General features: G+C 65.8%; 13 protein-coding genes. 10 read left to right on the forward strand and 3 right to left on the reverse strand.

The features are described 5' to 3' along the window. Positions 1 to 3: 3 nt before the first annotated feature. Genes rpsR through rpsF form a run of 3 tightly spaced genes read right to left on the reverse strand, consistent with a single transcriptional unit; the run spans position 4 to position 989 of the window. Positions 4 to 285 carry a 30S ribosomal protein S18 gene (rpsR, locus tag ACOYR3_RS16820; protein WP_044397946.1) on the reverse strand — a complete coding sequence of 94 codons (282 nt, stop codon included), beginning with the start codon at positions 283 to 285 and terminating at the stop codon, positions 4 to 6. Positions 286 to 302: 17 nt separating this feature from the next. Beyond that, entirely contained in the window at positions 303 to 593 is a 291-nt protein-coding gene (gene priB / locus ACOYR3_RS16825; protein WP_422843465.1) for a primosomal replication protein N, read from the reverse strand. A 15-nt stretch (positions 594 to 608) separates the two neighbouring features. Continuing rightward, on the reverse strand, positions 609 to 989 hold the full coding sequence (gene rpsF, locus ACOYR3_RS16830; protein ID WP_291486329.1) for a 30S ribosomal protein S6: 381 nt from the start codon (positions 987 to 989) through the stop codon (positions 609 to 611). Between the two features lie 344 nt (positions 990 to 1,333). Here rpsF and grpE point away from each other — a divergent pair, with 344 nt between their 5' ends. The 10 genes from grpE (at position 1,334) to asd (ending at position 12,900) form a co-directional block, all read left to right on the forward strand. Further along, complete coding sequence (gene grpE / locus ACOYR3_RS16835) at positions 1,334 to 1,885, forward strand: nucleotide exchange factor GrpE (protein ID WP_422843466.1); 552 nt, start codon at positions 1,334 to 1,336, stop codon at positions 1,883 to 1,885. A gap of 104 nt (positions 1,886 to 1,989) precedes the next feature. Beyond that, positions 1,990 to 3,942: a molecular chaperone DnaK gene (gene dnaK / locus ACOYR3_RS16840; RefSeq protein WP_422843467.1), complete on the forward strand. Its 1,953-nt coding sequence runs from the start codon at positions 1,990 to 1,992 to the stop codon at positions 3,940 to 3,942. An 87-nt stretch (positions 3,943 to 4,029) separates the two neighbouring features. After that, the gene (gene dnaJ, locus ACOYR3_RS16845; protein ID WP_422843468.1) at positions 4,030 to 5,163 is read left to right on the forward strand and encodes a molecular chaperone DnaJ; all 1,134 of its coding nucleotides are present in this window, start codon (positions 4,030 to 4,032) and stop codon (positions 5,161 to 5,163) included. Between the two features lie 216 nt (positions 5,164 to 5,379). Next, on the forward strand, positions 5,380 to 6,744 hold the full coding sequence (locus ACOYR3_RS16850) for an MBL fold metallo-hydrolase (protein WP_422843469.1): 1,365 nt from the start codon (positions 5,380 to 5,382) through the stop codon (positions 6,742 to 6,744). 260 nt (positions 6,745 to 7,004) lie between these two features. Next, positions 7,005 to 7,982: a LysR family transcriptional regulator gene (locus tag ACOYR3_RS16855; protein WP_422843470.1), complete on the forward strand. Its 978-nt coding sequence runs from the start codon at positions 7,005 to 7,007 to the stop codon at positions 7,980 to 7,982. 31 nt (positions 7,983 to 8,013) lie between these two features. Next, on the forward strand, positions 8,014 to 9,435 hold the full coding sequence (gene leuC, locus ACOYR3_RS16860; RefSeq protein ID WP_422843471.1) for a 3-isopropylmalate dehydratase large subunit: 1,422 nt from the start codon (positions 8,014 to 8,016) through the stop codon (positions 9,433 to 9,435). Positions 9,436 to 9,447: 12 nt separating this feature from the next. Beyond that, positions 9,448 to 9,573: an entericidin A/B family lipoprotein gene (locus ACOYR3_RS16865; protein WP_015013238.1), complete on the forward strand. Its 126-nt coding sequence runs from the start codon at positions 9,448 to 9,450 to the stop codon at positions 9,571 to 9,573. Positions 9,574 to 9,584: 11 nt separating this feature from the next. Next, entirely contained in the window at positions 9,585 to 10,235 is a 651-nt protein-coding gene (leuD, locus tag ACOYR3_RS16870) for a 3-isopropylmalate dehydratase small subunit (protein WP_422843472.1), read from the forward strand. A gap of 82 nt (positions 10,236 to 10,317) precedes the next feature. Further along, positions 10,318 to 11,394: a 3-isopropylmalate dehydrogenase gene (leuB, locus tag ACOYR3_RS16875; RefSeq protein WP_422843473.1), complete on the forward strand. Its 1,077-nt coding sequence runs from the start codon at positions 10,318 to 10,320 to the stop codon at positions 11,392 to 11,394. Positions 11,395 to 11,769: 375 nt separating this feature from the next. Then, on the forward strand, positions 11,770 to 12,900 hold the full coding sequence (gene asd, locus ACOYR3_RS16880; protein ID WP_422843474.1) for an aspartate-semialdehyde dehydrogenase: 1,131 nt from the start codon (positions 11,770 to 11,772) through the stop codon (positions 12,898 to 12,900). The last annotated feature ends 186 nt before the right edge of the window (positions 12,901 to 13,086 follow it).

Here is a 13,086-nt window from a genome sequence, read left to right on the forward strand (position 1 = left end):
TCCTTAGATCTTGTGCTGGTCGCTGTAAGGCACCAGGGCCAGGAAGCGGGCGCGCTTGATGGCGGTGTTCAGCTGACGCTGGTAGATGGCGCGCGTGCCGGTCAGGCGTGCGGGGATGATCTTGCCGTTTTCGGCGATAAAGTCGCGCAGCGTATCGACATCCTTGTAGTCGATCTCTTCAACGCCCGTCACCGTGAAGCGGCAGAAACGCTTGCGCTTGAACAGCAGGGACTGGGTGTTGCGCTTCGGGCGCTTGTCTTTGTTGAACTTCTTGAACGTGGCCATTGCGGACCTCTTGAAAATTAATTTTGTTGAATATCCTGGATATGGAGCACCGGGGTCTTGCCGTTGCGTGGGTTGGCCAGGAAACCGGAGAAAGTCCAGAGACTTCCGATGTTCTGGCGGGCCAGGCGCTCGGCCATCGCGCCGAACGCGACTGCCTTGATGGCCGCCTTGACTTCGCGGGGATGGCCTGCTTCGGTCTGCCGGGACTCATGTTCGAGCCGCAGCGTGATGGCAGGCAATCCGGCGGGCGTGTAGCGCAGCGACTCAGCCTCTGCGATACAGGCAGTCAATACGACGCGGTTCTCCACTCCGACGGAAAAGGATCAGCGCTCGCCGCCGGCTGCTGCGTACTCGGCCTGGCTGGCCTTGCGGGCTTCTTCGCGCTCCACGGTCTTCATCATGGAGGAAGGACCGGTCTCGGCCTTCTTCTTCTGAACCGTCAGGTGGCGCAGCACGGCGTCGTTGAACTTGAAGGCGTGCTCCAGCTCGGCCATCACAGCCTGGTCGGCTTCGATGTTCACGCACAAGTAGTGGGCCTTGGCCAGCTTGTTGATCAGGTACGCCAGTTGACGGCGGCCCCAGTCTTCCACGCGGTGGATCTTGCCGCCGCCCTGGGTGATCATGCCCTTGTAGCGCTCCAGCATGGCTGGAACTTGTTCGCTTTGATCCGGGTGGATCAACAAAATGATTTCGTAATGACGCATGCAGACTCCTTCTGGATGAAGCCACCCACCGCGTCGTGAAGTGGTGTGGCAAGGGAAAGCCTGCGATTATAGCCCGGCGGCCGGCGCTTGTACACTGGCCGCCGCCCGGGCTGCCTGCACCGGCCTTCCGGCAGGCTGGCATGCACCGGCCCCTTGCAAAACCGGGCCGCGGGCCGACATGCCAATGACGGACAATGCGCGCTGCATCCGCCCCTGCGCCCGCCGCAAGGGCGCGTCCCGGGCAGGCCTTGATTTGCGCCCGCTTGCCCCCAAGTGCCGCGCGTACCCGCCGATCCGGGCCCCGCGGCCCCTTGTTCCATTTCCTTCAGACCCCAAGACAAGACATGTCCGAAAACAGCTCCCCCACCCCCGCTCAGAGCGCACCCGCCCCCGAAGAAGTCGAAGCCGCCATGGCTGCCCACGCCTCTGACGAGCTGGCCCGCCTGCAGGGCGAACTGGCCGAGCTGAAGGCCAAGAGCGCCGAACTGGCGGACCAGTTCCTGCGCGCCAAGGCAGAAGCCGAGAACGCCCGCCGCCGCGCCGAGGAAGAAGTGTCCAAGGCCCGCAAGTTCGGCATCGAGAGTTTTGCCGAGAGCCTGCTGCCGGTGTGCGACAGCCTGGACGCCGCCCTGGCCATCAAGGAAGCCACCCCGCAGCAGCTGCGCGAAGGCGCCGACGCAACCCTGCGCCAGCTCACCTCGGCCCTGGAGCGCAACAAGGTCCTGGCCATCGCCCCCGAGGCGGGCGCCAAGTTCGACCCCCACCAGCACCAGGCCATCAGTGTGGTGCCGGCCGAGCAGGAGCCCAACACCGTGGTGGCCGTGCTGCAAAAGGGCTATGTGATCGCCGAGCGGGTGCTGCGCCCCGCGCTGGTCACCGTGACGGCGCCGAAGTGATTGCGGCCAGCCATTAAATAAATCGAGAGGGACGACTTGAAGCGACGCAAGTTATCCACAAGTTACTAGCCATCTAAACCATTCCAGCATTTCGGAGAAAAACCATGGGAAAAATCATTGGCATTGACCTGGGCACCACCAACAGCTGCGTGTCCGTCATGGAAGGCAACACCACGCGCGTGATCGAGAACAGCGAAGGCGCGCGCACCACGCCCTCCATCGTGGCCTACCAGGAAGACGGCGAGATCCTCGTCGGCGCCTCGGCCAAGCGCCAGGCCGTGACCAACCCCAAGAACACGCTGTTCGCCATCAAGCGCCTGATCGGCCGCAAGTTCACCGAAAAAGAAGTGCAAAAGGACATCGACCTGATGCCCTATTCCATCGTGGCTGCGGACAACGGCGACGCCTGGGTGGAAGTGCGCGGCAAGAAGCTGTCGGCCCAGCAGGTGTCTGCCGACATCCTGCGCAAGATGAAGAAGACCGCCGAGGACTACCTGGGCGAGCCCGTGACCGAGGCCGTGATCACCGTGCCCGCGTACTTCAACGACGCGCAGCGCCAGGCCACCAAGGACGCCGGCCGCATTGCCGGCCTGGACGTCAAGCGCATCATCAACGAACCCACGGCCGCGGCCCTGGCCTTCGGCCTGGACAAGCAGGAAAAGGGCGACCGCAAGATCGCCGTGTATGACCTGGGCGGCGGCACGTTCGACGTGTCCATCATCGAAATCGCGGACGTGGACGGCGAAAAGCAGTTCGAAGTGCTGTCGACCAACGGCGACACCTTCCTGGGTGGCGAAGACTTCGACCAGCGCATCATCGACTACATCATCAGCGAGTTCAAGAAAGAGCAAGGCGTGGATCTGTCCAAGGACGTCCTAGCCCTGCAACGCCTGAAGGAAGCCGCTGAGAAGGCCAAGATCGAGCTGTCGAACTCGGCCTCCACCGACATCAACCTGCCCTACATCACGGCCGATGCCTCGGGTCCGAAGCACCTGAACATCAAGCTCACCCGCGCCAAGCTGGAAAGCCTGGTGGACGAGCTGATCGAGCGCACCATTGCCCCCTGCCGCATGGCCATCAAGGACGCCGGCGTGTCCGTTTCCGACATCCATGACGTGATCCTGGTCGGCGGCATGACCCGCATGCCCAAGGTGCAGGAGAAGGTGAAGGAATTCTTCGGCAAGGACCCCCGCAAGGACGTGAACCCTGACGAAGCCGTGGCCGTGGGTGCCGCCATCCAGGGCCAGGTGCTGTCGGGCGACCGCAAGGACGTGCTGCTGCTGGACGTGACGCCCCTGTCCCTGGGCATCGAGACCCTGGGCGGCGTGATGACCAAGATGATCACCAAGAACACGACCATCCCGACGAAGTTCGCGCAGACCTTCTCCACCGCCGACGACAACCAGCCGGCCGTGACCATCAAGGTCTACCAGGGTGAGCGCGAGATGGCCAGCGGCAACAAGCTGCTGGGCGAGTTCAACCTCGAAGGCATCCCGCCCGCAGCCCGCGGCGTTCCGCAGATCGAGGTGTCGTTCGACATCGACGCCAACGGCATCCTGCACGTGGGCGCCAAGGACAAGGGTACGGGCAAGGAAAACAAGATCACCATCAAGGCCAACTCGGGTCTGTCCGAGGAGGAAATCCAGAAGATGGTGAAGGACGCCGAGCTCAATGCCGCCGACGACAAGAAGAAGCTGGAACTGGTGCAGGCCAAGAACCAGGGCGAAGCCGCCGTGCACAGCGTGAACAAGAGCCTGGCCGAGCACGGCGACAAGCTGGAAGCCGGCGAGAAGGACGCGATCACCGCCGCCGTGAAGGCCCTGGAAGAGGCCCTCAAGGGTGAGGACAAGGCCGCCATCGACGAGAAGACCACGGCGCTGATGGCCGCCAGCCAGAAGCTGGGCGAGAAGATGTACGCCGAATCCCAGGCCGCCCAGGCTGCGCAAGCCGCCGGCGGCGCGGAAGCCGCTGGCGCAGCGTCGTCGGCATCAGCCAGCAAGCCTGCGGACGACGACAACGTCGTGGACGCCGAGGTGAAGGAAGTCAAGAAGGGCTGAGCGCCTTCCCGTTGACCCCAGCCGCCGCGCGGTGCCGTTGACGGTGCTTGCGCGGCGTTCCTGTTCCATCCGGGCCTGAGAATCACCATGTCGAAAAGAGACTATTACGAAGTTCTCGGCGTTCCCAAGAACGCGTCCGAGGACGAGATCAAGAAGGCGTACCGCAAGCTGGCGATGAAGCACCACCCTGACCGCAACCAGGGGGATGCCGCCAAGCCAGCGGAAGAGAAGTTCAAGGAGGCCAAGGAGGCCTACGAGATGCTCTCTGACGCGCAAAAGCGCGCGGCCTACGACCAGTACGGCCACGCCGGGGTGGACCCCAACATGCGCGGGCCGGGCGGCCCGGGCGCGGAAGGCTTCGGCGGCTTCGCCGAGGCGTTTGGCGACATCTTCGGCGACATGTTCGGCCAGCAGCGCGGGCGCGGCGGGCGGCAGGTCTACCGCGGCAGCGACCTGAGCTACGCGATGGAGATCACGCTGGAAGAAGCCGCCCGCGGCAAGGACGCGCAGATCCGCATCCCCTCGTGGGATACCTGCGACACCTGCCACGGCAGCGGCGCCAAGCCGGGCACCAGCGCCAAGACCTGCGGCACCTGCCAGGGTTCGGGCACGGTGCAGATGCGCCAGGGCTTCTTCAGCGTGCAGCAGACCTGCCCGCACTGCCGCGGCACGGGCAAGATCATTCCCGAGCCGTGCACCTCGTGCCACGGTCAGGGCAAGATCAAGAAGCAAAAGACGCTCGAAGTGAAGATCCCCGCCGGCATCGACGACGGCATGCGCATCCGCAGCACGGGCAATGGCGAGCCGGGCACCAACGGCGGCCCGCCGGGCGACCTGTACATCGAGATCCGCCTGAAGAAGCACGACATCTTCGAGCGCGATGGCGACGACCTGCACTGCCAGGTGCCGGTGAGCTTCATCACCGCCGCGCTGGGCGGCGAGATCGAGGTGCCCACGCTGCAAGGCAAGGCGGCCATCGACATCCCCGAGGGCACGCAGGCCGGCAAGCAGTTCCGCCTGCGCGGCAAGGGCATCAAGGGCGTGCGCGCCAGCTACCCCGGCGACCTGTACTGCCACATCGTGGTGGAGACGCCGGTCAAGCTCACCGAGCACCAGCGCAAGCTGCTGCGCGAGCTGGACGAATCGCTCAAGAAGGGCGGCTCGCGCCACTCGCCCAGCGGCGAGAGCTGGACGGACCGGCTGAAGAACTTCTTCAGCTGACCCTGCAAGCCTTTGCCACCACGACCACCGCCAGCGCCTCCCCGGGCCTGGCGGTTTTTTTGGCCCCGGCGCGGACCTGTCTGTGCCAGAACAGCGGCCCGGCGTCGCCGAAATGCTTGATACACATCAAGCCAGGTCAGCGCCCGGCCCGGTGGCGGGGGACGGCGCGCGGCGCAGCGCATACCATGGCTGCTGTTCCACACGCAGGAGAATCGCATGGATGTGAGCATCACCTTCCTGGGCGGCACCGGCACGGTCACCGGCTCCAAATACCTGGTCCGCCACAACGGCAAGAGCCTGCTGATCGACTGCGGCCTGTTCCAGGGCTACAAGCAGCTGCGCCTGCGCAACTGGCACCCCCTGCCGCTGCCCCCCGGCCAGATCGACGCCGTGCTGCTCACGCACGCCCACCTGGACCACAGCGGCTACCTGCCGCTGCTCACGCGCGACGGCTACCGCCGCGACATCCACACCACCCCTGGCACGCGCGACCTGTGCGCCATCCTGCTGCCCGACAGCGGGCACCTCCAGGAGGAGGACGCCGCCTTCCTGAACCGGCACCAGCTCAGCAGCCACTCGCCGGCGCTGCCGCTGTACACGCGGCTGGACGCGCTGCACAGCCTCAAGCAGTTCAAGGTGCACCCGCTGCACAGCCGTTTCGATCCCCTGCCCGGCTGGCACGCCACGTTTTCCAATGCGGGCCACATCCTGGGCGCGGCCAGCGTGCTGCTGGAGGTGGGCGGGCGGCGCATCCTGTTCTCGGGCGACCTGGGGCGGCCCGACGACATGCTGATGAACCCGCCCGATGCCCCGCCGAAGGCCGACACGGTGCTCATCGAATCCACCTACGGCGACCGGGAGCACCCGGCGGAGGACCTGCTCAGTGAACTGGGCCCGGCCCTGCAGCGCCTGGCCGCGCGCGGCGGCGTGGCCGTGGTGCCGGTGTTTGCGGTGGGGCGCGCCCAGGTGGTGCTGCACGCCATCGGGCTGCTCAAGGCCCAGGGCGTCATCCCCGCCAACCTCAAGGTGTTCCTGGACAGCCCGATGGCGGTCAGCACCACGGGGCTGTACCGGCACCACCTGGGCGAACACCGCCTCGATGCGCGGCAGGTGAACGCGCTGGAGCACGGCGCCACCATGGTGCAGACGCCCGAGCAGTCCAAGGGCCTGGCGCGGCTGCACGGCCCGATGGTGATCCTGGCAGCCAGCGGCATGGCCACGGGCGGGCGCGTGCTGCACCACCTGGCGCTGCACGCCGGAGACCACCGCAACATGATCATCCTCACCGGCCACCAGGCGCCCGGCACCCGGGGAGCCCGGCTGGCGGACGGCGAAAAATCCATCCGCATCCATGGACAGGACGTGGCGGTGCGGGCCGAGGTGGTGAAGCTCAACTCCGCCTCCGCCCACGCGGACGGCAACCAGCTCATGGCGTGGCTGCGCAGCATGGGCAGCGCACCCGACCAGGTGTTCGTGGTGCACGGCGAGATGGGTGCGGCCGACACCCTGCGCCAGCGCATTGCCCACGAACTGCGCTGGTCCGCCCAGGTGCCGGAACACGGCAGCACGGTCACGCTGTAGGGCGCCGCCCCGCCGGCGCCAGTGCCACAGCCGGCGCCGGTGGCATCTTCAAAAAAGAGAGCAGCTCGCGCTTGCCAGCTGAGGATTTCAGAATGTTTTCATTCTGAAATCCTTGTGGAGCAAGCGCGAGCTGCTCTCTTTTTTGAAAGCCCTCCGAAGATGTTTGTCATCGCGTTTCACGATGACAAACACCTGATAATGGGAAGAAAATAGCCAGTCTTCTCCAAATCAGAAGACTTCTCGTCCCTCCAGGCTTACCGATGAAAAGCTCCGAGCGCAGCTTTGCGCGCCGCATTGACCTCACCTCGCTGCAGCTGTTTGTGGCGGTGTGCGAGCTGGGCAGCATCGGCCGCGCGGCGGAGCGGGAGTTCATCGCCGCATCGGCCGTGAGCAAGCGCCTGTCCGACCTGGAAGCGGCCGTGGACACCGCCCTGCTCTACCGCCACAGCCGCGGCGTCACCCTGACGCCGGCCGGCGAAAGCCTGCTGCACCACGCACGCACCGTGCTGTTCGGGCTGGAGCGCATGCAGGGCGAGCTGAGCGAATACGCCGAAGGCGTGCGCGGGCATGTGCGCGTGCACGCCAACATCTCGGCCATCTTCCAGTTCCTGCCCGAAGACCTGGGCGCGTTTGCGCGCCAGCACAGCCAGATCAAGATCGACCTGCAGGAGCACCTCTCCAGCGCCGTGCTGCACGCCGTGCAGGAAGGCGCGGCCGACCTGGGCATCTGCAACGTGGGCATGGGCGGCGGCGGCGCGCCGGAGCTGTCCAGCCGCCCGTACCGCTGCGACCGCCTGGTGCTCGTGGTGCCCGCAGGGCATGAACTGGCTGCGCTGGACGCCATTGATTTCGAGGCGGTTTTGGACTGGGACATCGTCGGCCTGCACGCCAACAGCAGCATCAGCCTGGCCATGCGCGCCGCGGCGGCCGCGGCCGGGCGCCCCCTGCGCCAGCGCATCCAGGTCACGGGGCTGGACGCCATGTGCCGCATGATCGACAACGGCCTGGGCGTGGGCCTGCTGCCCGACCGGGCCTTCGCGCTGATGCGCAGCGTGGGCCGCCTCACCGCCGTGCCGCTGACCGACGCCTGGGCGCACCGCGAACTGCGCGTGGTGGCGCGCGACTTCGAAGCCCTGCCCATCACCTCGCGCCTGCTGGTGGAGCACCTGACGGCGCCCCGCCTCGCCCCGGCGCAGCCCGCAGGGGCCGGCACGCCGGAACCCGCACCGCAACACTAAAATCATTGACCCACCTGAAAGAAGACACGCCATGGGACGCACCCTCTACGACAAGATCTGGGACGAGCACGTCGTCCACACCGAGGAGGACGGCACGTCCATCCTCTACATCGACCGCCACCTGGTGCACGAAGTGACCAGCCCGCAGGCGTTCGAGGGCCTGCGCGAAGCCGGCCGCAAGGTGTGGCGCATGAGTTCCATCGTGGGCACGGCCGACCACAACACGCCCACCACCGGCTGGGAGCAGGGCTACGACGGCATCACCGACCCGATCAGCAAGGAGCAGATCACCACGCTGAACGACAACATGGCGCAGATCCAGCCTGCGGCCTTCTTCCCCTTCATGCACAAGCGCCAGGGCATCGTGCACGTGATCGGCCCCGAAAACGGCGCCACGCTGCCGGGCATGACCGTGGTGTGCGGCGACAGCCACACCAGCACCCACGGCGCCTTCGGCGCGCTGGCCCACGGCATCGGCACCAGCGAGGTCGAGCACGTGATGGCCACGCAGACCCTGCTGGCCAAGAAGGCCAAGAACATGCTGGTGCAGGTGGACGGCACGCTGGCCAAGGGCGTGACGCCCAAGGACGTGGTGCTGGCCATCATCGGCAAGATCGGCACCGCCGGCGGCACGGGCTACACCATCGAATTTGCCGGCTCCGTCTTCCGCGCCATGAGCATGGAAGGCCGCATGACCGTGTGCAACATGGCCATCGAAGGCGGCGCCCGCGCGGGCCTCGTGGCCGTGGACGACAAGACCATCGAGTACGTCAAGGGCCGCCCCCTGTCGCCCACGGGCGTGGAATGGGACCAGGCCGTGGCGTACTGGAAGACGCTGCACTCCGACCCCGACGCCAGGTTCGACGCCGTGGTCAAGCTGGACGCTTCCGAGATCGTGCCGCAGGTCACCTGGGGCACCAGCCCCGAAATGGTGCTGGGCGTGGACGCCCGCGTGCCCGACCCCGACAAGGAAAAGGACGCCAACAAGCGCGGCGCCATCGAGCGTGCGCTGACCTACATGGGCCTGCAACCCGGCAAGCCGATCAACGACATCACCATCGACAAGGTGTTCATCGGCAGCTGCACCAACAGCCGCATCGAAGACATGCGCGAAGCCGCCGCCGTGGTGAAGAAACTGGGCCGCAAGGTGGCCAGCAACGTGAAGCTGGCCATGGTGGTGCCAGGCTCCGGCCTCGTCAAGGAGCAGGCCGAGCGCGAGGGCCTGGACCAGATCTTCAAGGCCGCGGGTTTTGAATGGCGCGAACCCGGCTGCAGCATGTGCCTGGCCATGAACGCCGACCGCCTGGAGCCCGGCGAGCGCTGCGCCAGCACCAGCAACCGCAACTTCGAAGGCCGCCAGGGCGCCGGTGGCCGTACCCATCTCGTCAGCCCCGCGATGGCTGCCGCTGCCGCCGTGCACGGCCACTTCGTGGACATCCGCCAATTTGCCTGAAGGAGCTTTGCCATGAAAACCACCGCGACCCTCATCGCCTTGACCCTCACGTTCCTGCTGGCCGGCTGCAACACCGTCAAGGGTGTGGGCCAGGACATCGGCAAGGCCGGATCGGCCATCGAGCGCGCAGCCAAATAAGGCCATCTGATATGCAGAAATTCACCCTCCACAAAGGCCTCGTGGCTCCCATGGACCGCGAGAACGTCGACACCGACGCCATCATTCCCAAGCAGTTCCTCAAGTCGATCAAGAAGACGGGCTTCGGCCCCAACCTGTTCGACGAGTGGCGCTACCTGGACAAGGGCGAACCCGGCATCCCCGAAAGCCAGCGCAAGCCCAACCCCGACTTCGTGCTGAACCAGCCGCGCTACCAAGGCGCCAGCATCCTGCTGGCCCGCAAGAACTTCGGCTGCGGCTCCAGCCGCGAGCACGCCCCCTGGGCGCTGGACCAGTACGGCTTTCGCGCCATCATTGCGCCGAGCTTCGCCGACATCTTCTTCAACAACTGCTTCAAGAACGGCCTCCTGCCCATCGTGCTGCCCGAAGCCACCGTGGCCCAGCTGTTCGACGAGGTGCATGCCTTCCCCGGCTACCAGCTCACCATCGACCTGGAGCGCCAGGTCATCGTGCGCCCGCAAGGTGAGGAGATCCCGTTCGACGTGATCGCCTTTCGCAAGTACTGCCTGCTCAACGGCTTTGACGACATCGGCCTGACCCTGCGCCAGTCTGACAAGATCCGCGCCTTCGAGGCCGAGCGCCTGGCCACCAAGCCCTGGCTGGCGCACACCATGGCGGCCTGAGCCTCCGTTTTTCAAGCCAAATTGGCCTCCAGCGCTTGACAGGCAAGCGCTGGAAGCTATCACTATTGAAGCAAAGCAACCCATGAAAATCGCAGTTCTGCCGGGTGACGGCATTGGCACCGAAATCGTCGCCGAGGCCGTCAAGGTCCTTGAAGCGCTGGACCTGAAGTTCGAGATGGAATCCGCCCTGGTCGGCGGCGCCGCCTACGAAGCCCATGGCCACCCGCTGCCCGAGTCCACCCTCAAGCTCGCCAAGGAAGCCGACGCCATCCTGTTCGGCGCCGTGGGCGACTGGAAGTACGACAAGCTCGACCGCCCCCTGCGCCCCGAGCAAGCCATCCTGGGCCTGCGCAAGAACCTGGGCCTGTTCGCCAACTTCCGCCCTGCCATCTGCTACGAGCAGCTGGTGGGCGCCTCGAGCCTCAAGCCCGAGCTGATCGCGGGCCTCGATATCCTCATCATCCGCGAGCTGACGGGCGACATCTACTTTGGCCAGCCCCGGGGCCGCCGCACGGCCGTGGACGGCCACTTCCCCGGCGCCGACGAAGCCTTCGACACCATGCGCTACTCGCGCCCCGAGGTCGAGCGCATCGCCCGCGTGGCCTTCGAGGCAGCCCGCAAGCGCGGCAAGAAGGTCACCAGCGTGGACAAGGCCAACGTGCTGGAGACCTTCCAGTTCTGGAAGGACGTGGTCATCGACGTGCACAAGGACTACCAGGACGTGGAGCTGGAGCACATGTACGTGGACAACGCCGCCATGCAGCTCGTGAAGAAGCCCAAGGCCTTCGACGTGATCGTGACGGGCAACATGTTCGGCGACATCCTCTCGGACGAAGCCTCCATGCTCACCGGCTCCATCGGCATGCTGCCCTCGGCCAGCCTGAACAGCAGCAACCAGGGCCTGTATGAACCCAGCCACGGCAGCGCCCCCGACATCGCCGGCAAGGGCGTGGCCAACCCGCTGGCCACCATCCTGAGCGCCGCGATGATGCTGCGCTTCAGCCTGAACCAGGACGAAGCCGCCAAGCGCATCGAAGCCGCCGTGCAAAAGGTGCTGGAGCAAGGCCTGCGCACGCCCGACATCTACAGCGATGGCACCACCAAGGTGGGCACGGCGCAGATGGGCGACGCCGTGGTGAAGGCGCTGTCTGCGCAGTGATGCACACGGGCCCCTTCCGTGGGCCCGCAGGCATCTGGGAAGCGCCGCGTTGCGGCGCTTTTTTATGGGTGTCCATCGTCCACCTGTCTCCAGAAAGCATCGCATGCCCTTGGAATCAGGCGTTTCGGCATGAAACAGGCTGCATTCAAAGGCAATCCGCTACAATCCCGCCCATGTTTGCCGCCCGCCCGTTCACCCTGAACACCGCTGCTGCCGCCCTGGCAGGCGTGGCCGTGCGCGCAATCACCACCAAAACCACGACCATTATTAAGGGCTGATCCAGCTCCGGTATCGTCGTGCGCCCTCCCTGGCCCAGACGAGCCGGGGCAGACAGGCCGGTCAGGCACTGTTTGTAACTATGAAAGGGGCGTTGAAATGAGCAAGTTGGTAGGGTTGGTCGGCTGGCGCGGCATGGTCGGCTCGGTCCTGATGGACCGCATGGAACAAGAGAAGGACTTCGACCTGATCGAGCCCATGTTCTTCTCCACATCGAATGCGGGCGGCAAGGCCCCTGCCCAGGCGAAGAACGAGACCACGCTGCAGGACGCCTTCAACATCGAGCAGCTGGCGCGCTGCGAGATCATCCTCACCGCCCAGGGCGGCGACTACACCAACGAGGTGTACCCCAAGCTGCGCGCTGCGGGCTGGAACGGACACTGGATCGACGCCGCGTCTTCCCTGCGCATGGAGAAGAACGCCGTCATCGTGCTCGACCCGGTGAACATGCCGGTCATCAAGAACGCCCTGGCCAACGGCGGCAAGGACTGGATCGGCGGCAACTGCACCGTCAGCTGCATGCTGATGGGCGTGGGCGCGCTGTACAAGGCGGGCCTGGTCGAGTGGATGAGCACCCAGACCTACCAGGCGGCCTCGGGCGGCGGCGCCCAGCACATGCGCGAACTGCTCACGCAGTACGGCACGCTGAACGCCGAGGTGGCGGACCTGCTCCATGATCCCAAGAGCGCCATCCTGGAAATCGACCGCAAGGTGATCGCCAAGCAGCGTGCCCTGACCGCTGCGGAGACCGCCAACTTCGGCGTGCCGCTGGGCGGCAGCCTCATCCCCTGGATCGACAAGGACCTGGGCAACGGCATGTCCCGGGAAGAGTGGAAGGGCATGGCCGAGACCAACAAGATCCTGGGCCAGGGCGAAGGCTTCAACACCGCCGCCGTGCCGGTGGACGGCTTCTGCGTGCGCGTGGGCGCCATGCGCTGCCACAGCCAGGCGCTGACCTTCAAGCTCAAGAAGGATGTGCCCGTGGCCGACATCGAGGCCATGATCGCCGCCGACAATGAATGGGTGAAGGTGGTGCCCAATACCCGCGAAGCCACCGTCCAGGACCTGACGCCGGTGGCCGTGACGGGCACCATGTCCATCCCTGTGGGCCGCATCCGCAAGCTGGCCATGGGGCCGGAATACCTGGGCGCCTTCACCATTGGCGACCAGCTGCTGTGGGGGGCCGCCGAGCCGCTGCGCCGCATGCTGCGCATCCTGCTGGACGCTTGACGCCAGCCTCCCCGCCCAGCGCGCGCAGCCCGGCTGCGCGCGCTTTTTTGCGCCCTGCCAGCCGACACACTCGGTTACGTCACGTTGGCAATTGGCAACATTAGTTTGCACCATTTTGGGGCGGCAGCACGCAGGCCAAAGCTTGGACGGCACCTCAGCTTGTCAGTGCAAAACATTGATGCTATG

Origin of the sequence: Acidovorax sp. M2(2025) (assembly GCF_049330835.1) — a bacterium.
Classification (GTDB): domain Bacteria; phylum Pseudomonadota; class Gammaproteobacteria; order Burkholderiales; family Burkholderiaceae_C; genus Acidovorax.